Consider the following 24,600-nt stretch of genomic DNA (forward strand, 5'->3'; position numbering starts at 1 on the left):
TTGTATTAAGTACCTATCTTTTCTAACTCGCGCAGCGTCTCGCCAACGATAAAGTCTATTAAATCTTTTACGGATATTATGCCGATGGGGTAATTTTCTTCGTCTACTATAGGCAAGTGTCTAAAACCACCACGAGACATTAGACTTACCGCATGCGCCATGGAGGTAGTCATGAACTCAGTATGAGGCGCTTTTGTCATTATTGTTGTAACTTGCGTCCTCGAAAGATCTATTTTAGCTAAGGCGACCTTTATTACTACGTCGCGTTCGGTAACGATACCCACTATCTTGCCAGGCCGATCGGTTACAATTACGCATCCTACTTTGTTTTGTTGAAGTAACTGAATCGCGTGTTCTATAGAGGAGTTTTCCTCAACAGTAATGGGGTTGTGGGGCTTTAACAGGCCGATGCTTTTAGCGAGAAAGCGGTTATCTAATAAACCTATGTTGGCAAGTGAAAAGTCTATCATGCTTTTTTCTCCAAGTTCTTATTCTGTTGACCAAGTTCTTTGCCGCTCTCCTTGGCGCTGCAATCAATTTTAGAGAAATCTCTTACGATAAAGTCGCGCTCGTTGGGGCGATATTCCACGGTCTTTGGCCCATCAATATTGCTGTCGGGAGCAAATATTTTTCTATTTGCCACTATTTGCGTTCCCGCGTACAGTGTCTTATGGAAGCTAACTTTGAAGGATCTCTGTACTTGAGATGACTCTGTTAGAGCCTTTTGCTTTTCTTGAAGTTCGTCTATTCGTTTGGTAACAGCTGTGAGCGAACGAATCATGGTTTCGATGTATGCTTTTTGCGACTGTGCGAGCCTGATATTTTTTTGCAGTGCGGCAACGTAAGGAGCAAGGTAGAGTTGAATTAGATTTTCGGCGTTCTTGAAGTATTCGATTTGGCTTTCTAGTTGTCGATATTCAATTGAGGATTTTGGATCGCCTACTAGATTTATGGTGGTGTTGCTGCCGCCGGCTGAGCCTATCGTTCCGGCTTCTATGCCGCAAATCGCAAATATTTCGCCACCTAGTATGTGTCCTTGTGGAATTCTTAGGGCGCATTGAGTTCGCGCAATGCTTTCTCTTAACTCCGTCTTTATGATTATGTCTCCTTGAGCAAAAATATTTGCGCCAGCCACTATGGATGCGCTTAAATTTCCGGCGCTATAGATGTCGAGTAGACGCGATTCTCCTTTTGTTTCGCGACGGGCCTTGAGTTGCTTTGCTGCGCTAAGAGAGCGGGTTTCTGAGCCAGTTACGCATCCTTGAATGGCAATCGATCCGTTTCGGCTAACTAGCATGCCGTTATTTATGTTCCCCGCCACTGAGATGTTGCCACCGGCTACAACTTTAAAGCCGTTTGCTACGTCTCCGGTGATTTCAATCGAGCCAATAAAATCTAGGTCGCCAGTCTTAAAATCGACATTTCCCTCTATAGCTAGATGTGGACTAATAGAGAGGCGGCCGCTGCTGTCAGACGTGAGGTAGCCCCTTTCTTTTGCAATTAGCATCGTCTCAGCGCCGTCTGCGTCCTCTGCAACGAGCTCTATAGTCTTGTCTACGGTAGGTTGAGTTGCCTTTCCCTTTTGTGGGACGCTCATCTCTCCGATGACGTCGAGTCCGTTAATGGCCGAGTTAGGCGGTCGTATTTTGCCAATAATGTTATCCTTTTCGATGTTGTCAAAAGCGCGAATAAAGCGAGAGTCCACAAATTCAACCTGCTTTCCGGGACGGGAAAAGCCCTCAAATTTTTTTACAAATAGAATTAACTTCGAGTCTTGCCCGGGCACTGGCGCGCGCCCGCGAGCGATTAGGCGAGCACTAACGTTAGTTTGCGAATTTAGTTCATTTACTATTTTGTCTATGCAAGCAATGTTGATTAGAGATTTCTCGGCACAGCTAAAAATAATAGACAGTAGCTCTTCACGGGTAAATGTATGCCGCGCGTCTGGGTTCCTTAGCGTTATCGAAATATATAGCTCAAGCTTGTCTGCCGTAGTTTGCAGGCGAATAGTGGCGTGCTCACTGCTTTTTTCCATCAAAGTCTCAAGCTCGCCGTTAGTATTCTCTAGTTCCCTGACCGTCCTCATGTCTGTCGTTAAGCACCATATAATGAAGAAATAATGGCAAATACCTACTGATAATGTCGACTGAATATCAAAACTACTGGAGTGACGCGTGATTTATCGAGGCGATATTTCGGGACATTGTCAGTTAATGTGCACTAAAACGATCGCATTTCGCTAGCCTTCGAGCTGCTTGAGCCACAGATATAGTTCTTTTATGGGAACTTTAGGTTAGATGTAGTGGAATACTATTTTTGTGTGCCAATCAGCTAGTATGTGCTAGGTTTTGTTTGAATGTGAAGTTTTTGGGAGCGACTTTTTTTGAACGCGGTAAGCAAGGCGCATCTATAGGTCACAATATGGTAGAAAATCCTTCGAAATCGCGGCTTATGGAGGAAGACTGCACTCAGGGCGTTGGGTATAAGCGTTTGGTAGGGGAGTTATGGGCTGGCCAGCCGCGCCAAATGCATTCCTTGCACTATGTTGTGAGCTATAGGGCAAGCTATAAGCCTGAGCTTCCGGATTATTGCATAAGGCAGTACTCTCGCAAGGGACAGGTTGTCTTGGATCCTTTTTGTGGTAGGGGAACTACTGCATTACAAGCGGCGCTTCTCGGCAGAGTGAGTTTATCATGTGACGTCAATCCGCTAGCAATTAGGATGACTGCGGCTAAACTCTCTCCAGTTGGATTGGACGAAATAGTGCTGCGTCTAAACGAGGTGGATTTTAGGCGCCCAGTGGATCTAGAGGGGTATCCGGAGAAGTTTTCGCCATTTTATCATCCAGATACGTATAGGGAGTTGGTGAACTTAAAGCGCTTTCTTCGCAAACACAGCGATGCGGTTAGTAACTTCGTCGAATTAGTTGCTATATCGCGCTTGCATGGACATTCGAGCGGTTTTTTTTCCGCCTACACGTTTCCTCAGATCTCGATTCCTTCGGCACATCAATTACTAATTAACCAAAAGCGTGGCCAAATGCCTGAGTATCGCGCGGTAGCTCCGCGCATTATTCGGAAGGCCTCACAGGCATTGAGAGACGGGTTTTCGAGCGATTTTTTTGCAGTTAGTAGTGCCTCGATTTGCGAAGTCGCTGACGCGCGTAAACTTGAAAAGATTGGCGACAATTCGGTGGATCTCATTGTTACTTCGCCACCGTTTTTGGATAAGGTAGACTATTTGGCCGATAATTGGTTGGAGTTCTGGTTTTGCGATATTAATCCGAATGAGTTTGGCGAAAACCTCGTCGCGAGTTCGTCACTAAAGCACTGCAAGGCGTTTGTGCGAGAATTCTTGCTAGAGTTTTTGCGAGTGCTAAAGCCTGGCGCGCATGCCGTTATCGAGGGTGGCGATGTTGTGGTAAAGGGTGAGGTGGTGTATTTGGATGACGTAATTGCCGAATGCGTGAGCGGTTTAGCGTTTAACGACAAAATATTTGCCGTCAAGGAGGTTTTAGTCAATAAACAGCAGTTTACTAAGCTAGCTAATTGCTTCAATGTGGATAATAATAAAAAGGGAAGTAATACGAATCGACTGGTTGTCCTTCAGTGTCTCAAATCTGTTAGTGGGTGCAGGGTAGTGCCGACTATGCTTAAATAAATTTTTTGTTTTTTATGACTTCCAAGAATTTATTGGAAATAGCTGTTCCGCGAGTCTTGCTCGCTTCAACTCATGCCGGCAGTGGTTTGTCTACGGTCACTTGTGGTCTACTCGTTGCACTGAAGAAAAAGGGAGTTTCAGTGGCGATGGGGAAAATTGGACCATCGCTTATCGATGTGACTTATCATCGGCGCATCTCGGGTAGGCTGGCCAATAGTTTGGATTTCTGGATGCTGTCGCGGAAGGACATTCATAATTCCTTGGGAAGATTGTGTGGCGGCGCTGAACTCGTCTTAATAGAAGGCGAGAAGGCGTTATTCGACTATTACGGCGAGGATTTTTGTTATAGAAATTTGGCCGAGTTTGCAATGGATACCAAGACGCCAATAATTTTGGTTATGGATGGTGCTGGCTACAGGGAGAGTTTAGGTGCAGTGGTAGATGGTTTTAACAGTTTTGCTGCGGATGCAAAACTCGCTGGCGTGATCGTCAATAGGGTCGCTGACAAGGAGCAGGGAGAAATTCTAAAAAGATCTGTCGAGGTATTGGGAGGGGTGCGATTTATTGGATATTTGCCGCTTGGCAATCCGGCGCTAATGTCGGCTAGCGAAGCACAGCGCGAGAACCCGAGTATTCTTACTCGTAGTCTAGTGATGGCTGTGGGAGAGCTTGCAGAAGATAACGTCGATTTGGGGATTTTAAGAGAACTTGCGGCTACTGCCGGGAGTATACAAGTAACGGCTGCAACGATTCACGGTAAGACAAAGAATTGCAAAATAGCCGTTGCGGACGATGCAGCCTTTCATCTAGCATTTCAAGACAATATTGATTTGATTCGCCGCGAAGGTGCAGAAATTATATCTTTTTCGCCCATAGCTGATACTAAGTTGCCAGCCGGCATTAGCGGTATATATCTACCCGGCGGCTATGTCCACCTATACGCTAACGACTTGTCTTCCAATCAGTCGCTTCTTAAGGAAATTAGGTCTTTTGGCAAAGCCGGTGGGGTGGTCTTTGCTGAAGGCGATGCGGTGGCTTATCTAATGGAGAGCATTATATTGCCAAGTGGCGGCGTGTACGAAGGAGTCGGTCTAATACGAGGCACTGCGACGAGAGTGATAGAAGAGAGCGCCTCGGGCTTCGCCTATTGCGATGTTGAGAGCCAAGCTACGACGGTCATAGGAGAAACTGGGCAGCGATTTAGGGGGATTCGCAACTTTCAGTGGCTAATCCGCACGCGGGATGAAATGCCTGGCAGCTTTAAGTTGCGCGATCGCAATTTGCTTCTTTCGACTAAGCGGGCGGAAGATTTCTCCACTATCGAAGGTTTATCGCCTTCGCCCAACATACTCGCAACAGCAGTGCGTGCACACTGGGGGTCTAATCCAAAGCTCTCAGAAATATTTGTTCAACGTGCCGCTAGTTACCTACCGCATAGCGCACAGTGACGTAAACGTGTAGCTCTTTATCGGCATAGGTTTTTAGTGCAATTCCGTCCTTTTGCTGAATGCGCTGAGTTCTACCAAGCGATTCCTCCGTTGCAGTTGCCGATAACAGTTTGCCTAAACTAACTCCGAGAGAAGAGGCTATAAGTTCGGCCTTCTGGCGAGCTTTGTTAGTGGCAACGCTAATAGCCTCAGTAATATTTGCCTCATCCTTATGCACGAAATAAGACACATCGACGACAGAACTAGCCCCCGCTCCCAAGGCGCTGTCTATAAGCGTGCTAACTGCAGTGAGGTCTGTCGATTCGACCGCAATAAACTGCTCGGCTCGCATGAGTTCGCCGCTATTAATAGAAGGGCTCTTTCTCGCAGCGCTAGAAAGCTGTATGCCTCGATCTAAAATGTTTAGCGGTATGGAACCTGGCGAAGCAATTGCCTTTTTAACCGCCTCGAATGTGGTCTTTACGTTGTTAAAGGTCGCCGTAGCGCTTTTTCCAGTAGATTCGAGTAGAAACGTTATGCGAACGCTATCGGGTGGCGACAAGATCCAGGCGTCCGCCGTAGTAGATATTTCGGTTTGCGAAGCCGAAATATCTTTAAAAAGATTTAGATTCATTTCTGACAATTTTTTGAATACGCTGCTGTCTTCTTCCGTATCTGTATCAACTTCCTGAGCAACGCAAGTGGCGCTAAAGAGAAGACTTAGCGACAGCGCAAACGCCCAGTGAAAGTGAAAAAGAAATTTAAATTTCATAATCTCCATGTGCTATTTTAACAGTTCTTCCACATCTGAAAGCGTTACAGGCAAGCGCGACGTGAGAACGCTTCCACCATGTGGCGTAACTAGTACATCGTTTTCTAAGCGAATTCCGATACCGCGAAAATGCCTCGGTATGCTCATATCTCTCGAGTCGAAATAAAGACCTGGCTCTACCGTGATGACGTGTCCCGGCTGGAGCCTAAGAGGCTCGCTATGAGTAATGCTCCCGTCGAGCTGTGGCGGAGGCGGGTCGTGTACATCTAGGCCCAAAAAGTGACTAGTCCTATGCATGAAGTATGGCTTGTATTTCTCGCCGGTAAATGCTGTTTGCCAGTCCTTGTCCTTAATGATTTTTAGATCGATTAAACCTTTTGTAATCTCCTTTACGGCCGCTAGGTGGATGCTGTTTGCAGTGGCTTGGGGATGAACGCGTTTCTGGGCGGTTTCAAGCGCCGCAAGCACTAAGTTGTAGATTTCCTTCTCAGCCGTGCTAAATTTTCCAGATACCGGGAAGGTTCTGCTAATGTCGGCCGAGTAACCGTTAAATTCAGCTCCAGCATCTATTAAAACCAGTTTTTGCTTTAGAATCGGGGAAAGCAGAGGCGAATGATGTAGAGTGGTGGCATTTTTGCCAGACGCTACGATGGTGTCAAAGCCTAAACTAGAGGCTCCGAATTCGGTGAAATATTGTTCGAGCAGTTTTGCAGCGTGGGCTTCGCTCTTAAGAGAAGGCAGATCGGATGCAAGTTTTACAAAAGCGTCAATCGTTATCTCTATAGCGCGCTTAATGCAGTTAATTTCGTAACTATCCTTTACAGCGCGCATTTGATGTAATTCTGCTCGCAGGTCTTTAAGCTGATACGGAAAACGACTGCTAGGATCGGACTGCCTGCAAAAAATTCTCCAAACGACACTGTCAACTTCCGGATTTACAGCGGGCACATAGTGTAGTGTGGCGTGATCTTTTAAAAGGCCCGTTAGGTCATTTTCGAGATTTTCAATATTTCTAACCTCGTCTATCTTAAAGCGACGCTTTGCGCGGGTGAGACCCAAATGTTCCCCCTCATAGCGCTCCTTAAGGGGATCGCGTTCTCGAAGAAATATTACCGACCGCGGCCCGCGCTTCCCTCCTAGAAGTAACAAGGCTGAATTTGGCTCTGAAAAGCCAGTAAGATAGAAAAAGTTAGAATCTTGACGAAAATGATGCCGCTGATCTCTGCTCTTCTTCGTTTCGACAGACGAAGGAATGATAGCTGCGCCGTTACCGATGCGCTTTTGAAGTAGGGATCTTCTATGATAAAAGCGAGTTTCAATATCCATATAAAACAAGTCGCAAACTATTTCCAAATGCAATGTCATTTCGCCTGCATTTGTTTGGGTATAGTGTATTAAAGGCATCCCGTCTAGGTGTTGTTTTCATGGCATTTAATGGTTATAAAGTTCGGCGTCAGCATGATAAATGGAAGCTGAAACGCATTGGGGTATTTGCGATGGAAATGATAAAGACTCATTCGACGACTATTTTAGCGGTTAATCACAATAATCGGCTTGTATTTGGCGGAGACGGTCAAGTTACAGTAAATAATACCGTTATGAAGCACTCGGCTGTTAAGATCAGGCGCTCGCAAAATGGCAAGGTTCTTGCGGGTTTTGCGGGATCTGCGGCCGATTCGTTTAGCTTGTTTGAGAGGTTTGAGGCGAAGCTAGGTGAGTACGGCGGCAATTTGCCGCGAGCGGCCGTTGAATTGGCAAAGGACTGGCGCTCGGATAGATTCCTAAGGAAGCTCGAGGCGATGATGATTGTTGGCAACGGCGCATCGCTTTTTTTGCTTTCGGGGGTAGGAGACGTGATACAGCCGGATGACGGCGTTATCGGCATTGGTTCGGGTGGGACGTACGCATTGGCGGCAGCGCGGGCTTTAATAAGATATGGCCAAGAGAGAATAGATGCACGGCAAGTTGTCGAGCAGTCGCTAAAGATTGCGGCAGAGCTTTGCCCTTTTACTAATGATAGTTTTGTATTTGAAGAATTGAGCTGTGACTGAGAATTTGGATAGAAAGGAAAACAATAGCGAATTGCTCGCCGACGATGCTTCGCTAACGCCCCAGCAGATTGTAGCCGAGTTAGATCGCTATGTGATAGCGCAGGAGGACGCAAAGAGGGCAGTGGCGATTGCTATGCGCAATCGCTGGAGGAGATTGCGCGTGCCTGGGGAGATGAGGGAGGAAATCACTCCAAAAAACATAATTATGGTTGGCCCCACTGGTGTGGGGAAGACGGAGATATCGCGACGACTTGCAAAGCTAACGAAAGCGCCTTTTGTAAAGGTAGAGGCTTCAAAGTTTACGGAGGTTGGATATGTGGGGCGGGACGTAGAGTCTATAATTCGCGATTTGGCTGAAAACGCGGTGAGTATAGTTCGCAAAGAGGAGCGGGCTAAGGTGAGAGAAAAGGCAGTTGAGCTAGCGGAAGAGAAATTGCTCGATTTATTGCTGCCCGACTCTGAGCGTGGCGAATTAGATGCTCAGGGGGGGCGCGCTTCGACTAATACTCGCGAAAAGCTTAGAGAGATGCTGCGGGCCGGTAAATTGGAGAGTCGAATTGTGGAAGTTGAGACGGTGAAACCCTCGGCTACGCATTTTGAAATAGTTGGTCATGGCAACTTTGGTGCTTTAGAGGATCAGCTTAAGGATGTTTTTTCCAACATGATGCCCAAGCAGCATGGAAAGAAAAAATTAAGCGTTAAGGATGCACGGGAAGTTTTGACGGAGGATGTAAGCGAGAGTCTCATTGACGAGGATTTAGTTACTAGGCTCGCATTAGCTAGAGCGGAGCAAAACGGCATTGTATTCATTGATGAAATCGACAAGATTTGTGGGCAACATAGCTCTACTAAAGGGCCCGATGTGTCGCGTGAGGGTGTGCAACGAGATTTGTTGCCATTAGTGGAAGGGTGCACGGTTAGCACTAAGTATGGTTCTATAAAGACGGATCACGTTCTCTTTATTGCGTCCGGCGCATTCCACTTTACGAAGCCATCGGATCTGATGCCGGAGTTTCAGGGGCGTTTTCCCATTCGAGTAGAACTGCGAAGTCTCACGCCCGAACAGTTTGTGCGAATATTAAAGGAACCGAAGAGCGCATTGATCAAGCAATATACCGCTTTGTTAGCTACAGAGGATGTGGAGCTCGAATTTAGCGACGATGCTATTGACGAGATTGCGCGTTTGACTGCCGAGGTCAATTCCCGAACGGAAAATATTGGGGCGCGGCGTTTGCACACTTTGCTAGAGAAGCTACTAGATGATGTTTTATTTTCTGCCGATGAATTCAGGGGCCGACAGGTGAGGATTGATGGAGAACGGGTGCGCCAACGCCTGAGTGAAATTGTTACGGACGTAGACCTTTCGCGGTTTATTTTATGATTACTAGAGAAGACAGTTTGTTTTGCTTGGGCAGGTCCGTGATGGCTCGATTTTCACTTTTACTGCTGTTTGCAGCCGTCTTAGGAAGCCTGCTTTTCGTTTACGGTTGCGGGCGGAAGGGGGATCCCAAACCGCCAGAGGCTTTTGCGCCGAGCGCAGTTGGTTTCTATACTGCAAGGGGACAGGTGGATTCAGTTATTCTGAGCTGGCAGGCACCAAAGATTACTGCTAGTGGCGATGTGCTCGAGAATCTCGAATTCTTTTCGATTAAGAGAGCTATTCATGACTCCCAGAAGATGCGCAGATTTAAGGACATTGGCGAAGTTGGTGTCGCAGGCCTCGCTTCTAGTGGAGAAAGACAGGCAGGCAGTGCTAGCCCCGCTGCGTCGCAGGCGGCAATCACTTACAGTTTTGCAGATAGGGATATAGTACCGGGCTCTGTTTATGATTATAGGGTAGTTCCGGTTAATAGTCGCGGAGTGGAGGGGCAATCTGCCGCGACGCTTAGGGTGACTTTCTTAGGAGAGTCGAGCATCGTCGAGCGACTTGAGTAGATCGAGGGGAGTTTTGTTATGTCTAAGCCGAATCACGCGCATGATAGCAGCATTAGTTTTGTTAAAATGCAGGCAAATGGAAACGATTTCGTCGTTGCGGATGGTCGCTATGGCTTGCCCGCTAGGCTGTACGAGCTTATTCCAAGAATTCTCGATAGGCATTATGGGATTGGCGGCGATGGGCTAATCGTGATTGATGCTTCTGTCCGGGCTGAATACAAGATGAGCTATTTTAATGCCGATGGAAGCCGGGCAATTTGTGGCAATGGAATTCGCTGTGCCGCGCGTTTTATTTACGAGAGCGGATTGTTGGCCGATGAGGAGAGGGGGTTTGAGTTGGAGACCGATGCTGGCAACATTCCCGTGCAGGTTTTGCAGCGAGGCGCGCGTGTAAAGGTAGCATTCCACGAGCCGTTTTTCGAGGGACTGCGCGTTCCTACGGCGGAGGCGGGCGAGCACGTAGATGTGCCGATTGTTGTAGACGGCGAGACGCATAGAATTACTGCTGTTGGCATGGGCAATCCGCATTGTGTTGTTATCACCGAGAACGTCTCGGAGTACCCTGTAGGTGTGGTGGGTCCAAAGTTAGAGCTACATGAATTTTTTCCCCAGCGCACGAACGTGGAGTTTGTTGAAATCGTAGATCGGCGTCGAATTAAGATGCGCGTTTGGGAGCGCGGCGTGGGCGAGACGCTCGCTTGCGGGACGGGCGCATGTGGTGCTGTCGGGGCGCTTATTCATATGGGAAAGTGCGCGAATACTGTTGTCGTGGAGACTTTAGGAGGGGAGCTAGAGGTAAGCTGGGATGTTCAGGCAAAGCGCATACATTTGACGGGAGATGCGGCGCGTGTTTTTAGCGGTGAGATTAATCTTCAGGTTCTAAGGGAAGCTTGGAATGAGCAGTGATTTGCGAATATGTCTTTATGGTGCAACTGGGAAGATGGGTGGGGAGATACTCAAGGTCGTGGTGGGGGCGGAGGATGGGAGTAGTGGCTCGCGCGATATTGTTGTTGCGGGGGTAGCGTCCGAGGGCAGTGCAAGAATCGAGGAGTGGACAAGGCAGTGGCAGCTTGCGCTCGGCACGAAGTGGTTTAAAAAGTGTGAGGATTGCAACGTCGTGATCGATTTTTCATCGCCAGTCGGAACACGAGATGCAGTTCGCGCGGCGAAGGATTTTGGCAAGCCAATTGTAATTGGCACTACGGGGTTAAGTGAAGATACGAGAGCTGCGATAACAGAGGCTAGCAAGACAATTCCGATTTTGTTATCCAGTAATTTTAGCGTAGGGATGAATGTTTTATTTTTGCTGGCGGGGCGAGCTGTGAAAATGCTCGGTTCTGGAGTAGATGTTGAAATAGTTGAGCTTCACCATAAGATGAAGAAGGACGCGCCAAGTGGCACTGCGCTAACGCTTGGCGATGAGATTCTAAGAGCTATGGAGCCTAGTCGCGGTAGCGCGGTTATAACTGCTTCGCGTTCTGGGAAAGAGGCTCTGCGCAAGGAAAATGAAATCTGCATGCACGCGGTAAGAGGTGGCGACGTCGTTGGAGAGCACACGGCGTATTTTTTTGCAAATGGTGAGCGCCTGGAGCTTACGCATCGTGCTACCAATAGGGCAATATTTGCAAGGGGGGCCGTGCGTGCCGCAAAATGGCTAGTTAAACAGGCGCCTGGTAGCTATTCCATGCGAGATGTTTTGGAGAATGTCGACTGAGCTGAAGCTATTATTATAGTTAAGGAATCTTCCGATTGCGGCTTGCCTTAAGTTCTCGCTCTAATACGCTATGCTTGGCAAAGATTTGTGGTTTTCCAAAAACTTCAAACCAGAATATCTTAAAAAAAACTATTCCAACGGCATATATCATAGCTGTAAGAATTACGATGGCCCAAGGCATTTCCATCAAAACAGTTTCCACGCGATTTTTTTTGCGATAGCTCACTAAAGTGTGCTCATGGCCGAATGGGTAATATCGCCTTAGCGACTTGCTGCCCCTGCGGCTCAAGTATTTATTGCTCAGCTTCGCGCGTTCCGTGTATTCTCGTTTGCTCATGAGAATTTCATTATAGACCAGCTATGACCTACTAAAAAGTTGTTTTGGGAAAAAATATTAAAAATATGCAGGTAGTAGCGCCGGCAAAAATAAATCTTACTCTGAGGGTTGTTGGAAGGCTGGCAGAGAATGGTTTCCACCTGCTTCACTCGCTTGTCCTTCCGCTAACACTTTATGACCAAATTAATTTGGGGCTGCTTGGATGCCGTGAGAAAAATAACCTGGAACCGTTTAGCGGAGTAAGCTTTGCTTGCAAAGTAGGAGAACAATTACACAAGCATTTATTCGCGGCTTCGGCAAAATATAATGAATTAAATCAGGCACTTAAGACTATTAACTCGTCGGAAAATATAGTTGTTCGGGCGGCTGAAGAGTTTCTTAGGGAGGTTCGGCTATATGGGCAGGTTAACCTAAATATTGAGCTAGAGAAAAATATTCCGTTTCAAGCTGGTCTAGGGGGCGGAAGTTCCGATGCGGCTCAATTAATCTTGCTATTATCTAGGATGCTTAAGCTTGAATATTCTTTAAAAAAACTCTATAAGGTTGGCGCACGTATAGGATCGGACGTCCCAGTGATGATGGGAGAGGGGCTTAGTTTTGTAGACGGGACTGGCGACAGGGTGATGAAACTAGATCCCGCCACGTGGCCCGACTACCTGCGAGGGCTCGAAAACCTTTGGGTAATCCTGGTGAAGCCACTTGTCGGGGTTGATACCAGTCGGGCGTACGAGCTTATGCGGGAGAAAAGAAAAGACATTCCAGTCTTTTCTCTGGCGGAATTTGAGAGTCGCGCTAAACAGATGGCGGAAGAGGAACTTGCGCGTTTGGGTTTTGCGCTTAAAGGCAATATAGAACTAAGTGGGCGGAGAGGAGCTGGAGCAGTTATCTGTGGCGGGAAATTTCAATCCCAGTTCGAGAGCCTCTTAGCTCATATTGGAAACGATTTCGAGGATATTGTGCGAGAAGAATATCCCGAAATTCGAGAAGCTTTTAGTCTAATTGTCGAAGAAGGCGGCCATAGACCGCTTTTAGCTGGTAGCGGCAGTACGATAGCAGTATTTGAAGGTAAGGAGGAGCGAGCAAAGAGGCTAAGCCTCAGGATACAAGAGCTTCGTCCGGCTTGGTTCGTCGCAGTGGTAAGACCGCGGCTTGCCAACGAAGGTGAGAAATAATATTGGGCGGTCGCCAAGCGGTAAGGCACCGGGTTTTGATCCCGGCATTCGGAGGTTCGATCCCTCCCCGCCCAGCCATTTTTTTTATTATGAGAGGTCATTTTTCCATTATTGCAGGGCGATCTAACCGCGAGCTTTCGGCTAGTATTGCGCGATCCGCAGGCGTCGAGCTAAGGGCTTGTGACATTCGCAGATTTAGCGATGGAGAACTAAGCGTTGAAATTGGCGAAAATGTTCGCGGCGATGACGTTTACGTAATTCAAAGCACTTCGACACCTGGAAATGATCACCTCATGGAGCTGCTCATTATCTTGGATGCCTTGAAACGGGCGAGCGCCATGCGGATTACGGCGGTTATTCCGTATTTCGGTTACGCGAGACAGGATCGCAAGAGCAAGCCTCGCGTCCCAATTACGGCAAAACTCGTGTCGGACTTGTTGGTTACAGCAGGAGCACAGCGAGTTTTGACAATGGATTTGCACGCTGGTCAAATTATGGGCTTTTTTAACATCCCGGTCGACAACCTCTACGCTATGCCGGTGCACCTAAAATACCTGCGCCAGTGTTATCCCAGCGACTCACTGTGTATGGTTTCTCCGGATGCCGGAGGCGTGTCGCGCGCGCGCGCTTACGCCAAACGCTTAGGCGATGCCCACTTGGCGATAATTGACAAGAGGCGCATCTCGCCTAATGAGGTTGCAGAGATGAACGTGGTGGGCGATGTTAGGGGCAAGGTGGCAGTTTTAGTAGATGATATAGTTGATACCGGTGAAACGCTGATGAAGGCGGCCGATGCTTTGCTCGCGGCTGGGGCTATTGAGGTAAGCGCTTGCGTGACACACGCGGTGTTGTCGGGGAAGGCAAAACAAAAACTTCCCAAAAGTAGGATTACCAAACTCGTTGTTACGGATTCAATTTATCATCCGGATCTTCAGGGCGAGGATAGCAACATCGTTCAGCTTAGCGTTGCTCCCCTAATAGGAGAGGCCATCGCCCGCATACACAAGGAAGATTCGGTGAGCGTGCTTTTTGAGGATTAGGGGATTTTTGATTTTTATGAATAATTGCGCCGCGCGAGAGCGGCGTTATAGAACAATCAGGGGAGATTAAGAGAGTGGAACCACTTACAGTCGAGGTCGAACATAGAGAAGAAACCGGGAAGTCCGTGGCTCGGAAACTTCGCAGGGAAGGATATATTCCTGGAGTTGTTTATGGCGAAAAGCAGGCAGCGCGAGGTCTAGCAATAGAGGGGCTTCACTTTGGCAAGCGAGTTAATATTGCGAACACTACGCAGTTATATACGTTAAAGAGCAAGTCAAAGGAGCTCGATGGGTTAACTGTTTTGTTAAAGAATGTGCAGCTTGAGCCGATTAAATCCCGCGTAACGCATGTGGATTTTTTAGCAGTGACTGAAGATCATAAGATCGTTGCTACGGTTCCAATTCACCTATTAGGAGTCTGTCAGGCTGTTAAGTTAGGCAATGCAGTATTAAATCACGTGGCGCACGAGATCGACGTAAAATGTCTACCACGTGAAATACCTCAATTTATTGAGGTCAATATCAGCGCACTCGAGGCTGGCGACTCGATTCAAGCGGGCGATATTGCTATGCCGCAAAATGTTGTGTTGATTAGCGATCCAAAGCTTAGCATTGTAAGCATTATAGTAAAGCGCGAAGCTGAAGAGGCTCCAGCGACCCCGGCAACGCCAGAGGCTGCAGGAACCACTAGCGAGACTGCTAAGGCAAAAGGCAGTTCCTAGTTTTTTTAAATCGACTAGGTTTACGTGCACTAAGGGCGAGTAGTGGTAGAGCAATTATTTGCCGTGGTTGGCTTGGGAAACCCAGGCAGGAAATATGCCGATACCCGCCATAACGTGGGCGCTTGGGTGGTTGAAGCCTTAGCGGCTCTGGTCGAGGGTCGGGGTGAAAAGGTCGTATGGAGGCAGAAATTTAATTGCAATTTGGCAAATATTTCGCTTGCTGGGCATAAGGTGATATTGGTTCTTCCGCAGGTATTTATGAACCAAAGCGGTGCGCCAGTAGCGGCGGTGTGTGGTTTTTTTAAAATCGACTACTCGCAGCTAATAATCATTCACGATGATTTAGATTTTGCCCCAGGCGTAGTCCGAATTAAGCAGGGCGGTTCGAGCGGCGGACATAGAGGTGTTGAGGACGTCATGCGGCATTTAGGCAGGGGAGATTTTTGTCGCCTAAGAGTCGGCATTGGGCATCCAGAGAGGCAACCTAACTCCGGAGGCGAGGTCTCGGGTGCAAAGAAGGTAGTCGATGTTAAAGATTGGGTGTTGAGTGCTCCTAGTCGGGAAGAGCGGATGTTGTTAAGTGACGCAGTTTGTAGAGCGACCGACGCCACGTGCTGTATCATAGAAATGGGCGTACTGGCGGCGCAGCAGAGATTACATGCTAGATAGGCGTGACTTGATATTTGAGGTGTGCTAAACAACTGGCCGGTGGGCCGGTTGTAGTGTCGGAGGCCGTTCTCGCTGGCGCGGCGCTGGCGAGAACGAGCGAGCGGCTTACATCGCCGCTAATGGCAGAGCCTTAGATTTTTGTAACTAACAAAACATATAATAGCTTTATAAAAAAAAGGGGAGATTATCCAGAATGTCCAATTACATTGCAATCCTTATTAGCGCGGTCGCACCTCTCGCTGCTATCCTAGGTGTGCTTTTTGCCTATAAGCTGTATCAAGGCATCATTAAGGAGGCGCCCGGAAACGAAAAGATGAGAGACATTTCAGATCACATTGCGGTTGGCGCGAGAACGTTTCTCACTGCCGAGGGGCGTTATTTGGCGATCTTTGTCGTCGTAGTGTTTTTGTTGATTTCGGTTACTCCGGCGCTTGGTCTTAAAACTGCATTTTCCTTTTTTCTTGGCGCTGCATGCTCGGTTGGAGCTGGGCTTGCCGGTATGTTGGCAGCAACTAAGGCTAATGTTCGGACGGCTGCAAGGGCATTTGAAAAGAATCAACCACAGGCACTTTATACCGCCTTTAGCGGCGGCGCAGTAATGGGTCTAGCTGTTGCTAGCCTTGGACTCTTAGGTGTGGGTGTGCTGTTTTACTATTTTGGTTTTCTTTCCTATTATTTTTTAAGCGGCTCAGAACTAGCGCTAAATAATATTTCTGGCTTTGCAATGGGAGCCTCGTCGATTGCGCTATTTGCGCGCGTCGGTGGCGGCATTTACACAAAAGCTGCTGACGTAGGAAGCGATTTGGTTGGCAAGGTCGAAGCTGGGATTCCAGAGGATGACCCGCGGAACCCAGGTGTCATTGCAGACAACGTGGGAGACAATGTAGGCGATGTGGCTGGTATGGGAGCAGATATTTTCGAATCCTATGTTGGCGGAATAGTAGCTACGATTGTTATTGCCATAACGCTTTCACAGGACTGGCTCGCAAAACTTACAAGCTTTCAGCTAGGCGATAGCCCGCACTCCTATAGATTTGTCCTGATGGGAACCCCATTGGCCTTGTCTGCAATTGGCTTGCTTGCTTCGCTTGTTGGAATTAATTCGATGAAGACTCTTAAGGATAGCGATCCAGCTAGGGCGTTAAGACAGGCTACTATTAACTCAGCGGTAATCTTCTTAGTCGTGTCTTTTATCTACTTTCTAGTTACGAGCGTAAATATGGCTGTGTATGCAGCTGTGTTCGCTGGAACGGTCGCTGGCATAGCTATTGGCTTGCTCACAGAATACTATACCTCCGGGAAGCCTGTTTTTGGAATCGCACAGGCGTCAAAGACGGGTTCTGCAACCAACATCATTAGCGGTTTGGCAGTTGGATTTCTGAGCGTCGGCGCTCCAGTTATTGGCATATGTTTGGCTATTATTGTAGCGGACTATTTTGCAGGGTTATACGGCATTGGAATAGCTTCTGTGGGAATGCTGGCTACTGTTGGCGTAACTATGAGCGTGGATGCTTATGGTCCTATTGCTGACAACGCTGGAGGCATTTCAGAAATGGCCGGCTTAGGTGCGGAGACTAGGGCTATTACAGATAAACTCGACAGCTTGGGCAATACCACCGCCGCTATAGGTAAAGGGTTTGCGATTGGCTCGGCTGCACTTACCGCACTTGCTCTCTTCTCGGCCTATACGCAGGCAGTGCCGGTAGTTGGGGGCCTTAAGGTAAGTCTTACGGATCCGAAGGTAATAGTTGGTTTGTTAATTGGTGCTGCTATTCCGGCCATCATAGCTGCGCTCACCATGACTTCGGTAGGTAAAGCCGCCTCTTCTATGGTAGACGAAATTCGCCGTCAGTTTCGGGAAATTCCAGGTTTGTTGGAAGGCAAAGAAGGCGTTACTGGCGATCATGCGCGTTGTGTGGAAATATCCACAAAAGCAGCGCTAAGGGAAATGATTTTACCTGGATTGGTTGCCGTTATAGTGCCGGTAGCAATTGGCTTTTGTCCTTTCTTGGGAGCGGAGGCATTGGCTGGCATGCTAGCGGGTTCGTTAGTTACTGGCGTTGTCTTAGCTCTTTTTATGGCAAATAGCGGCGGGGCCTGGGATAATGCAAAGAAGCTCATTGAATCCGGAGCGATTGAAGGCGAAAAGAAGGGTAGTGATTCACATAAGGCTGCTGTAATCGGAGACACTGTGGGTGATCCGTTTAAGGACACTTCTGGTCCGGCAATGAATATTTTGATAAAACTCATGTCAATAGTTGCTCTAGTTATTGCACCCCTGTTGGTATAAGCGTTAGTATTAATAGTTTAACAATATTACTTAATTAATTGTTTTGAGGCATGGTATGAAAAGAGATTACGAAGTGGTACTTTTGTTGGATCCAGACCTAAGCGACGACGGGGTCAAGGATGAGATCGCCAAAGTTGAGCGCACTATTGCGAGTCGCGGTGGTGCAGTTAAAAAGCTCGACATTTGGGGAAGGAGGAGATTGGCGTATAAAATTAACAAAAAAGAGTTTGCCATTTACGTCTTGATGGTTTTTGACGGCGATAACTCTTTAGTAGCCGAACTGGAGAGGCAGTTTAGAATTAGCGAGGTGGTTGTACGATTCCTCTGCGTGCGCAAGGATAAATATGCACCTGATTTTACAGCGCGATTGCAAGACGAGCTTGAAGAAGAGCTGGTTGACGTCATTAAGGGGGATGAGGAGTTTTTGGATGCAGATGAGTTTGGGCAGGTAGAATCGATTAGTAGGTGAGATAGATGAGAGTAATATTAACTGACGATGTCGTAGGAGTCGGCGATATTGGTGACACAGTAACTGTGAAGCCAGGTTTTGGGCGAAATTATCTAATTCCACGAGGTTTAGCCTTGGAGTTCAACGCTCGTAAGGCTAAGAGCATCGCCCACAAAAAGGCGCAAATTGAGGCTAAGAAGAAGAAGTTAAAGGCCGATGCCGAAGGTCGAGCTGCTAGTTTGTCGTCAATAGCAGTTGAGCTGGGACTGCGCGTTGGAGAGGGTGGTAGAGTGTACGGCTCGGTTGGATCCCGCGACATTGCGCGAGAGCTTGCCAGTAAGGGGTTTGAGGTCGATCGTCGTAGAGTTCTTTTGGCTGAACCTATTAAGCGAGTCGGAGAATACAAGGTGGCTGTAAAGCTTCACGCGGAAGTTCAGTCTGTAGTTACTGTAAATGTAGTGCCGCTAGCAGTAAGTAGCAAGGATGAAGATGAGGCGGTCGAGGACGTGAAGGCGCGCTTAGATGCCTCTGCGAGGAAGCAATCGGACGCTCAAGGAGGCGACACTTCTGCTGAATAGTATCCTGTAAGTATCGGCTCGAGTGAGTCATTAAGTGTATACATTTAGAATTATCCTAGGGATGCTCTTTGGCTTTTTTCTGCCGATACTGCTCAGCGTTTGTGCGATTTTCTCGTTATTCGATAGTTCGTTAGGCGTTTCGACTAGAACTGCGGCGCGAGATTTGCAATCTGGCGAAGGAGTTGAGGAGTTTCAGCCGGAATCGGTAAAAGGCGGAACTTCTTTTGCGGTAGTTAGATCTGACCAGGGCCTAGATCCCGAGCTGGACAGGGCGTTTTTCCTTTCATTTGTCGTGCGCTTTGATCAGCTACCCACCGTTGGATTTAGACACAACATTATTTCTAAATACGCCTCTAAAGAACACCCGTATCCAGGATGGGCTATTGCACTTCGCTCCTTGGAGACTTCTATGCGTCCAGAGGTTTATGTAAAGGGGAAAAGCGGAAGCGGCGGTTGGTTTACGTTTGATAGGATTAACATCCGGCCTGGTGGTTGGTACTCGTTCTCGCTTTTGTTGAAGCCCAAAGAATTCATGGCTTTGTATGTTCAGGAAGTAGGTGGCGTCGGCGAGGCGACGCAGTCCGAACACCTCGATACAGGGGTGCGATTTCTGGGTGGACAGGACATTTCTGCTGTGGACATAACAAAAACAGCCTCTGACATTTACCTGGGAACTATTCGACAGGGACCTACGGGGTTTACCGGCGAAGTGGGGCTAGTGCTGTTAGCGCATCCCGGCGAAATAAATCCGGCGGTAGAGCAGCTAAGGAAATTTTTGCAGGGAGGGCCAGTCGAAATTGCAAAAAAACTTTTACCAGAGGACATCCAATTGTGGGTTACAGATAAGGGAAAGGACGAGAGCCGCTATGCTCGTATGATTGAGTTTACAGGTCGTCCATCATGGCAGACAAATCCATAAAGTGTTTGGTAATTATCGCCCTTGTTATTAGTGTTTTATCCTCGTTTCTTAAACTCGCGACTTTACCAGCTTTTATAATCCCTTCCTGTCTTGCCATTTTCGCGATTGCATTCTCGCTTAATTTCTGGCGAGACGGCCTGGCTTACTTCTTCCTAGGCTTTGCTTTTTGCGTTGTGCCAGTTTTTGGTAGAGGTGCGGTCAGTGTGTACATGCTTGGCTGGCTTTTAGCAAAAACCCTTAGATTTAAAGGTGCTTCTAATTCTGGAGATTCATTCCTCAAAAGCCTGTCATTGCGCCAACAATACGCATTACTTGGAATTGCGCTGATTGCTGTTTCCCAGGTGTTGGGATTTGGGCAATCGGTTTGGTTTTTTTTCGACGAATATCGCATAGCATCGATACTTGCCTTTGGAAAAATTTCCGGCCTGTATCACTATCTCACGGCAAACGCCGAACCTTGGCTAGAGGCATTGCAGTCGCTAACTACCTGGGTAATAGCGCTGTTGCTCTGTTTTTTTATTTGTCGTGACAAGAAGGTAACTAGCGAACAAGGCTTTGTTCTTGGTCTACTAACGGGAGCTATGTTTGCCGCGGGCTATGGAGCTTGCCAGGTGCTAGAGTTTCATACTGCCTGTTCCTTTAATCGTTCGGCGTTTTGGGTTTATGCCGGTCGTTATGGAGCGAGTTTTTCGGATCCAAATTCTCTTGGCATTATGGCAATTTTAATCGTACCGATTCTCTTGTGGAAGGCTTTTTCAAATCGCTCTTTAGAGGGCGAGAGCTCTGTTGGCTCATCGCTTGCGCGTTTAAGTCAACGCAGCATATTTGCGCTTGGCGCCGTTACCCTATTTGGAGTTTCTCTTTGGTCTGGCTCTCGGACCTTTTGGCTAGGAGTCGCTTTATGGCTTGCATACTTCGGGTGTAAACAATTCCTGCCGATTGCTACTTCGAAACCTGCGCGGCGCATTGTTGTTTCCTCGATGTGGCTGTTAGCTTTAGCGGCTATTGTCGGGATTTTTGGCTATCCATCGCTTAATGAAAGATTACAGGCGGGCGCTTCTGGCATGGCGAGTGTGCAGCGAGTACTAAAAACCCTTAACTGGGACACGGCTGAGGAGATGTTTAGCAGTCGCCTAATATTTGCAAGAATCGCAGCGGAGCTTTTTTTAAAATCTCCCGCGTTTGGTATCGGCATGGGGGCTTTTCTCCAATCCGTTCCTGCAGCAGCAAGGGATTTGGGAATAGAGCTAAAAGGCTGGCAGGATAACGCCAACAACTACTATTTACACGTTTTAGCTGAGCAAGGTATTGCTGGTATTGTAGCCGTTGTAATGGCCTTTTGTCTAATCGGCCTCGGCGTTTTTGGAGCAAGCCGCTCGGAGAATGCTGTTACGGACGGCGTCTCTATAGGCATGACAGGCCTCATCCGTCCGATCTCTATAATCGTTCCTATTTTGCTCCTTACTGGCCCGCACATTCACTTCGAGGAGGTGCATTTTTTGCTCGCGGCGTTGCTTGGTTTTGGCCTTCAGCGCGGAGATGGGCAGTTTTTAGATATGACTAGTAGTCGCATGGTCATTGCATCGAGTGTGTCGATATATTGCGCCATGTTAATTCTTTTAATTGCTTATGCGGCGAAATTTGATTGGACAGATAATGCCCGCTTTCGGCATAAAGGGTTTTATGGTGCTGAGCAGGGAGAACGAGGTGAGGGCGATGTGGTAGTTTGGACAGCCGGGAAGGCGAATCTCGTATTTTGTCCTGAGAGTAACAGCCCAATAAGAATGGAATTTCGGGCAGCGCACCCAGATTTAGCTAAAAATCCGGTGGCGGTCACGTTTATCTGGCAAAATACAGTTCTGGGCACGCGGAGCATCATTGCTCAGAACAGCGCCCGGCTAACTGACACTGCATGGCAGAGGGTATCGCTTGGCGGCGAGCTAGGGGGTGTTTCTAGTAATATTCTATTAACTATAGAAGTCGATAGACTGTGGAGTCCGAGAAAATATAATTCATCAGGTGATGCGCGTTGGCTGGGCGTTCAGGTTCGATGGCCCGAAAGTGCGTGCGATGTGAGGTAATATGATTGAGTGTGTTCCCAATATTAGCGATGGACGGGATCGCGGCAAGATAGACTCGATTGCTTCTTATGCAGCGAGCGTTAAAGGTGTCCATTTGCTGCACGTCGATCCCAATCCGGATGCTAATCGCAGCGTAATAACAATGCTAGGTGAACCCGATGCTGTTTTGGAAGGCGCGTTTAGGTTATATGAGCGATCTAAGGCTCTAATTGATATGGAGATGCATTCTGGTGAACATCCCTGCATTGGTTCGGTCGATGTTTGTCCGTTTGTGTATCTGCGAAGTGAGTTCAGGGCTGCTTGTATAGAGGTAGCGCACCAGTTAGGGAAAAGAGTTGCTAGCGAATTGCAGATTCCCGTTTTCTATTACGGAGAGGCTGCGACGGAGCGAGTTGGTAGAGATTTAGCCAGCTTGCGCCGTGGTGGTTTTCTAGAACTGCCGGCAAGATTTGCCAACGGTTCGCTAGTTTCCGATGAGGGACCGAATAGGGATCATAGGACATTTGGTGCTACCATTATAGGGGCTAGACCCGTGCTCATTGCGTTTAACGTTAGTCTCCATACGTCCAATGTCGGTATAGCTCGAAAAATCGCTGCGCGTTTAAGGGAGAGTGGCCGCGTAGTGGGCACGAACGCCCAGGCCGGAAGTCAGCGCGAGTCGGGGGCATTGAAAACCGTAAAAGCTATTGGTTGGGATATGCGAGGGTATGGTTGCTGTCAGGTGTCTACCAATGTGACCGATTTTAGGGTGGCAGGGCTGCATCAGGTGTTTGAGAGGTGCGTGACGCTAGCGAGCGAGTTTGGTGTTAGGGTGATTGGCAGCGAGATCGTGGGGCTGGTTCCCGAGGAGGCGATGGTGCTGGCAGGAGAGTATTTTGCAAGATTAGGAGGCTATAACGAGTCACCGGTAAAGCGCGATAAATTGATAACACTCGCCATTAAGAGCTTAGGTCTTTCTTTGCATTCCGAGTTTGTGCCAGAGGAGCGCATTTTAGAACGGGTCTGTAGAGCGCACGATCTAGTGATCTAAGCTAAGTTGCCTGCGAGCCTCGTAAAGGACTATCGAAGCTGCGTTGGCAAGGTTAAGACTACGCACCTTTGGGTTATCCATGGGAATTAGGCAGCGGTGGTTAGCGTAGAGTTCGTGCAGGTGTTGCGGTAGACCTGACCCTTCGTTGCCAAAAACTAGGTAGTCGCCGGAGCTATATTTTACGTCCCAGTAATTAGTCGTTGCATGCGAACTAAACAGCCAAATCTTTTCTGCTGCTGCCTGAGTCGCTGCTAAAAACTTATCCCAGTTACTGTGAACAAGCATCCTAACTTCTGGCCAGTAATCCAAGCCAGCCCGCTTTAGGTAGCGATCCTCAAGTTTAAATCCTAATGGCTCAATTAGATGAAGTAAGCAGTTAGTGGCGGCCGTTAACCGCGCAATGCTTCCGGTGTTCTGCGGCACTAGAGGTGCGACTAGAACAATATTCATGCTGCTTGCGCTTGCATCGGCAGACACTGTGCCACTCATGCAATTGAACCCTGTATATATGTGGAAAGAGGTTGCTCGGCGGTAGAGGGCTCAAAAAACCTTAGTATTTTTTTTATCACATTTTCTACGAGATAGTCTGGGCAACTAGCACCGGAAGTTATGGCTATTCGCACTGGAGGTGTGTAGTCGAGCCAGTTTGTGCTTTGAACGATAGAGCCATTTTTGACGTCGAAATGCCTAATTGTGTAAGCGTCTAAAATCTCGCTTGCATCCCGGATGTAGAAAGTTGGAACGGCCTGCTCGCAGAGCTCGGCTAAGTGTGATGTATTCGAGCTGTTGTAGCCGCCCACTACTATGGCGATGTCGGCGCCATGCTCAATTAAAGCTTTAGTTGCGTTTTGGTTTTCGTTTGTGGCGTAACAGAGAGTGTCTCGCGTGTCGGCAAAATGTTCGTCAATTTTATCTTCGCCAAAAACATCGCAATATGCCTGCCGAAGCGCCGCAGTAATCTGTTTAGTCTCGTTTGCTAACATAGTTGTCTGATTTACAACGCCGATTTTCCTTAAATGTATATCGGGATCGAAATTCCTAGACATGCTCGGCTTAAAATGCAAGAGAAATTCATCTTTGGACAGAATTCCGCTAATGAAGTCAGTGATTTTTTTTGAATCGGCCAAATCTCGAATTACGAGTGTTGGCGCAGCCGGCTGACTGTGGGAGAAGGTTGCCAAGGTTTCTTCATGAGTGCGCTTGCCATGAACTATTACCGTAAAACCACTAGCGCCCAATTCCCTAGCTCGCTTCCATACCTTTCGCACAAAGGGACAAGTAGTGTCGTAGTGCGACTTAACTACGCCACACCTTCTTAGGCGCTCCTGTAATTCCAATGTAACCCCAAAAGCCGGAGCAATTACAATGTCGTCCGCGGATAACATAGAAAGATCCTGCTCGCAACATGCGCTTATAAACTTAACGCCTCTCTTTAATAGATCATCGTTAACCTCCGGATTATGAATCATCTCTCCCAAGAGATATATCTTCCGACCCGGGTTTTCCTCTATCGCTCGATGAGCAATTTCAATGGCATTGTTGACTCCAAAGCAGAAGCCAAAGTGCCTAGCAATGCTAAAAATTACCGTTAAATAATCAAGAATTATTGGTTTAAAACTTCGCCTCTCGTCGTTGCTTAATGAAGATGTGCTCTTAATTGCGGTAAGCTCAGATGAGCGGTAGGAGGTAGGTATATCAAATTGTCGTGACATTAACAAAAGCTCTCTTAGGTTAGCAATTTGGCTTAAGCAGACA

At 47.8% G+C, this 24,600-nt stretch carries 24 protein-coding genes and 1 tRNA gene; 18 read left to right on the plus strand and 7 right to left on the minus strand.

All coding sequences use genetic code 11. The features are described from left to right. Nucleotides 1–5: 5 nt before the first annotated feature. Both IT291_01840 and IT291_01845 read right to left on the minus strand, forming a co-directional pair. A complete protein-coding gene (locus IT291_01840; GenBank protein ID MCC6219963.1) occupies nucleotides 6–470 on the minus strand; it encodes a CBS domain-containing protein in 465 nt (154 codons plus the stop codon). After that, nucleotides 467–2,086, minus strand: a complete 1,620-nt coding sequence (locus IT291_01845; GenBank protein MCC6219964.1) for a DUF342 domain-containing protein — start codon at nucleotides 2,084–2,086, stop codon at nucleotides 467–469. Before IT291_01845 ends, IT291_01840 begins: the two co-directional genes overlap by 4 nt. Nucleotides 2,087–2,358: 272 nt before the next feature. On the opposite strand from IT291_01845, the gene IT291_01850 reads away from it, so the two are divergent. Together IT291_01850 and IT291_01855 are read left to right on the plus strand one after the other, a co-directional pair. Next, nucleotides 2,359–3,660 (plus strand): site-specific DNA-methyltransferase, encoded by a 1,302-nt coding sequence (locus IT291_01850; protein MCC6219965.1) that lies wholly within the window; start codon nucleotides 2,359–2,361, stop codon nucleotides 3,658–3,660. A 14-nt stretch (nucleotides 3,661–3,674) separates the two neighbouring features. Then, entirely contained in the window at nucleotides 3,675–5,108 is a 1,434-nt protein-coding gene (locus IT291_01855; GenBank protein MCC6219966.1) for a cobyrinate a,c-diamide synthase, read from the plus strand. On the opposite strand, the gene IT291_01860 is transcribed toward IT291_01855, so the two are convergent. Further along, the gene (locus tag IT291_01860) at nucleotides 5,080–5,859 is read right to left on the minus strand and encodes an SIMPL domain-containing protein (protein MCC6219967.1); all 780 of its coding nucleotides are present in this window, start codon (nucleotides 5,857–5,859) and stop codon (nucleotides 5,080–5,082) included. The genes IT291_01855 and IT291_01860 overlap by 29 nt on opposite strands. Before the next feature lie 12 nt (nucleotides 5,860–5,871). Beyond that, nucleotides 5,872–7,224 (minus strand): aminopeptidase P N-terminal domain-containing protein, encoded by a 1,353-nt coding sequence (locus tag IT291_01865; protein ID MCC6219968.1) that lies wholly within the window; start codon nucleotides 7,222–7,224, stop codon nucleotides 5,872–5,874. A gap of 137 nt (nucleotides 7,225–7,361) precedes the next feature. Here IT291_01865 and hslV point away from each other — a divergent pair, with 137 nt between their 5' ends. From hslV to IT291_01890, 5 genes are read left to right on the plus strand one after another with little or no spacing between them, the layout of a single operon-like run. Next, a complete protein-coding gene (hslV, locus tag IT291_01870; protein MCC6219969.1) occupies nucleotides 7,362–7,910 on the plus strand; it encodes an ATP-dependent protease subunit HslV in 549 nt (182 codons plus the stop codon). A 31-nt stretch (nucleotides 7,911–7,941) separates the two neighbouring features. Beyond that, nucleotides 7,942–9,291: an ATP-dependent protease ATPase subunit HslU gene (gene hslU, locus IT291_01875; GenBank protein ID MCC6219970.1), complete on the plus strand. Its 1,350-nt coding sequence runs from the start codon at nucleotides 7,942–7,944 to the stop codon at nucleotides 9,289–9,291. Beyond that, on the plus strand, nucleotides 9,288–9,845 hold the full coding sequence (locus IT291_01880; GenBank protein MCC6219971.1) for a hypothetical protein: 558 nt from the start codon (nucleotides 9,288–9,290) through the stop codon (nucleotides 9,843–9,845). The genes hslU and IT291_01880 overlap by 4 nt, the downstream gene beginning before the upstream one ends. An 18-nt stretch (nucleotides 9,846–9,863) precedes the next feature. After that, the gene (locus tag IT291_01885) at nucleotides 9,864–10,751 is read left to right on the plus strand and encodes a diaminopimelate epimerase (protein MCC6219972.1); all 888 of its coding nucleotides are present in this window, start codon (nucleotides 9,864–9,866) and stop codon (nucleotides 10,749–10,751) included. Further along, the gene (locus IT291_01890; protein ID MCC6219973.1) at nucleotides 10,741–11,559 is read left to right on the plus strand and encodes a 4-hydroxy-tetrahydrodipicolinate reductase; all 819 of its coding nucleotides are present in this window, start codon (nucleotides 10,741–10,743) and stop codon (nucleotides 11,557–11,559) included. Before IT291_01885 ends, IT291_01890 begins: the two co-directional genes overlap by 11 nt. Before the next feature lie 19 nt (nucleotides 11,560–11,578). Here the strand turns inward: IT291_01890 and IT291_01895 are convergent, their stop codons facing one another. Then, on the minus strand, nucleotides 11,579–11,896 hold the full coding sequence (locus IT291_01895) for a hypothetical protein (GenBank protein MCC6219974.1): 318 nt from the start codon (nucleotides 11,894–11,896) through the stop codon (nucleotides 11,579–11,581). 65 nt (nucleotides 11,897–11,961) lie between these two features. Here IT291_01895 and IT291_01900 point away from each other — a divergent pair, with 65 nt between their 5' ends. The 11 genes from IT291_01900 to ftcD all read left to right on the plus strand — a co-directional run bounded on the left by IT291_01900 (nucleotide 11,962) and on the right by ftcD (nucleotide 22,845). Continuing rightward, on the plus strand, nucleotides 11,962–13,068 hold the full coding sequence (locus IT291_01900; GenBank protein ID MCC6219975.1) for a hypothetical protein: 1,107 nt from the start codon (nucleotides 11,962–11,964) through the stop codon (nucleotides 13,066–13,068). A 3-nt stretch (nucleotides 13,069–13,071) separates the two neighbouring features. After that, nucleotides 13,072–13,146: transfer RNA gene (locus IT291_01905), tRNA-Gln, on the plus strand. A gap of 11 nt (nucleotides 13,147–13,157) precedes the next feature. Further along, on the plus strand, nucleotides 13,158–14,108 hold the full coding sequence (locus tag IT291_01910) for a ribose-phosphate pyrophosphokinase (protein ID MCC6219976.1): 951 nt from the start codon (nucleotides 13,158–13,160) through the stop codon (nucleotides 14,106–14,108). Between the two features lie 74 nt (nucleotides 14,109–14,182). Further along, nucleotides 14,183–14,830, plus strand: a complete 648-nt coding sequence (locus IT291_01915; protein ID MCC6219977.1) for a 50S ribosomal protein L25 — start codon at nucleotides 14,183–14,185, stop codon at nucleotides 14,828–14,830. A gap of 42 nt (nucleotides 14,831–14,872) precedes the next feature. Beyond that, a complete protein-coding gene (pth, locus tag IT291_01920) occupies nucleotides 14,873–15,499 on the plus strand; it encodes an aminoacyl-tRNA hydrolase (protein ID MCC6219978.1) in 627 nt (208 codons plus the stop codon). Nucleotides 15,500–15,692: 193 nt separating this feature from the next. Then, a complete protein-coding gene (locus IT291_01925) occupies nucleotides 15,693–17,789 on the plus strand; it encodes a sodium-translocating pyrophosphatase (GenBank protein ID MCC6219979.1) in 2,097 nt (698 codons plus the stop codon). A 55-nt stretch (nucleotides 17,790–17,844) separates the two neighbouring features. Then, nucleotides 17,845–18,258, plus strand: coding sequence for a 30S ribosomal protein S6 (rpsF, locus tag IT291_01930; protein ID MCC6219980.1), 414 nt, complete (start codon nucleotides 17,845–17,847; stop codon nucleotides 18,256–18,258). Nucleotides 18,259–18,263: 5 nt separating this feature from the next. After that, nucleotides 18,264–18,815, plus strand: a complete 552-nt coding sequence (locus tag IT291_01935) for a 50S ribosomal protein L9 (protein ID MCC6219981.1) — start codon at nucleotides 18,264–18,266, stop codon at nucleotides 18,813–18,815. Between the two features lie 34 nt (nucleotides 18,816–18,849). After that, entirely contained in the window at nucleotides 18,850–19,734 is an 885-nt protein-coding gene (locus IT291_01940; protein ID MCC6219982.1) for a hypothetical protein, read from the plus strand. After that, complete coding sequence (locus IT291_01945) at nucleotides 19,716–21,815, plus strand: O-antigen ligase family protein (protein MCC6219983.1); 2,100 nt, start codon at nucleotides 19,716–19,718, stop codon at nucleotides 21,813–21,815. The genes IT291_01940 and IT291_01945 overlap by 19 nt, the downstream gene beginning before the upstream one ends. 1 nt (nucleotide 21,816) lies before the next feature. Beyond that, nucleotides 21,817–22,845 (plus strand): glutamate formimidoyltransferase, encoded by a 1,029-nt coding sequence (gene ftcD / locus IT291_01950; GenBank protein MCC6219984.1) that lies wholly within the window; start codon nucleotides 21,817–21,819, stop codon nucleotides 22,843–22,845. On the opposite strand, the gene IT291_01955 is transcribed toward ftcD, so the two are convergent. Both IT291_01955 and IT291_01960 read right to left on the minus strand, forming a co-directional pair. Then, nucleotides 22,834–23,295, minus strand: coding sequence for a tRNA (cytidine(34)-2'-O)-methyltransferase (locus IT291_01955; protein ID MCC6219985.1), 462 nt, complete (start codon nucleotides 23,293–23,295; stop codon nucleotides 22,834–22,836). The genes ftcD and IT291_01955 overlap by 12 nt on opposite strands. Before the next feature lie 35 nt (nucleotides 23,296–23,330). Then, nucleotides 23,331–24,557 carry a 4-hydroxy-3-methylbut-2-enyl diphosphate reductase gene (locus IT291_01960; protein MCC6219986.1) on the minus strand — a complete coding sequence of 409 codons (1,227 nt, stop codon included), beginning with the start codon at nucleotides 24,555–24,557 and terminating at the stop codon, nucleotides 23,331–23,333. Nucleotides 24,558–24,600 lie beyond the last annotated feature (43 nt).

The sequence above is a fragment of the Deltaproteobacteria bacterium genome (assembly GCA_020845775.1).
GTDB lineage: Bacteria > Bdellovibrionota_C > UBA2361 > SZUA-149 > JADLFC01 > JADLFC01.

Bases quoted from the DNA above. Each gene is read 5' to 3' on its own strand.
- IT291_01955 (MCC6219985.1), bottom strand. From the start codon at position 23,295: ATGAATATTGTTCTAGTCGCACCTCTAGTGCCGCAGAACACCGGAAGC.
- IT291_01935 (MCC6219981.1), top strand. From the start codon at position 18,264: ATGAGAGTAATATTAACTGACGATGTCGTAGGAGTCGGCGATATTGGT.
- IT291_01855 (MCC6219966.1), top strand. From the start codon at position 3,675: ATGACTTCCAAGAATTTATTGGAAATAGCTGTTCCGCGAGTCTTGCTC.
- IT291_01880 (MCC6219971.1), top strand. From the start codon at position 9,288: ATGATTACTAGAGAAGACAGTTTGTTTTGCTTGGGCAGGTCCGTGATG.
- IT291_01890 (MCC6219973.1), top strand. From the start codon at position 10,741: ATGAGCAGTGATTTGCGAATATGTCTTTATGGTGCAACTGGGAAGATG.
- IT291_01900 (MCC6219975.1), top strand. From the start codon at position 11,962: ATGCAGGTAGTAGCGCCGGCAAAAATAAATCTTACTCTGAGGGTTGTT.
- IT291_01885 (MCC6219972.1), top strand. From the start codon at position 9,864: ATGTCTAAGCCGAATCACGCGCATGATAGCAGCATTAGTTTTGTTAAA.
- IT291_01910 (MCC6219976.1), top strand. From the start codon at position 13,158: ATGAGAGGTCATTTTTCCATTATTGCAGGGCGATCTAACCGCGAGCTT.
- hslV (MCC6219969.1), top strand. From the start codon at position 7,362: ATGATAAAGACTCATTCGACGACTATTTTAGCGGTTAATCACAATAAT.
- rpsF (MCC6219980.1), top strand. From the start codon at position 17,845: ATGAAAAGAGATTACGAAGTGGTACTTTTGTTGGATCCAGACCTAAGC.
- IT291_01925 (MCC6219979.1), top strand. From the start codon at position 15,693: ATGTCCAATTACATTGCAATCCTTATTAGCGCGGTCGCACCTCTCGCT.
- IT291_01960 (MCC6219986.1), bottom strand. From the start codon at position 24,557: ATGTCACGACAATTTGATATACCTACCTCCTACCGCTCATCTGAGCTT.
- ftcD (MCC6219984.1), top strand. From the start codon at position 21,817: ATGATTGAGTGTGTTCCCAATATTAGCGATGGACGGGATCGCGGCAAG.
- IT291_01895 (MCC6219974.1), bottom strand. From the start codon at position 11,896: ATGAGCAAACGAGAATACACGGAACGCGCGAAGCTGAGCAATAAATAC.
- IT291_01860 (MCC6219967.1), bottom strand. From the start codon at position 5,859: ATGAAATTTAAATTTCTTTTTCACTTTCACTGGGCGTTTGCGCTGTCG.
- IT291_01840 (MCC6219963.1), bottom strand. From the start codon at position 470: ATGATAGACTTTTCACTTGCCAACATAGGTTTATTAGATAACCGCTTT.
- IT291_01945 (MCC6219983.1), top strand. From the start codon at position 19,716: ATGGCAGACAAATCCATAAAGTGTTTGGTAATTATCGCCCTTGTTATT.
- IT291_01865 (MCC6219968.1), bottom strand. From the start codon at position 7,224: ATGACATTGCATTTGGAAATAGTTTGCGACTTGTTTTATATGGATATT.
- IT291_01845 (MCC6219964.1), bottom strand. From the start codon at position 2,086: ATGAGGACGGTCAGGGAACTAGAGAATACTAACGGCGAGCTTGAGACT.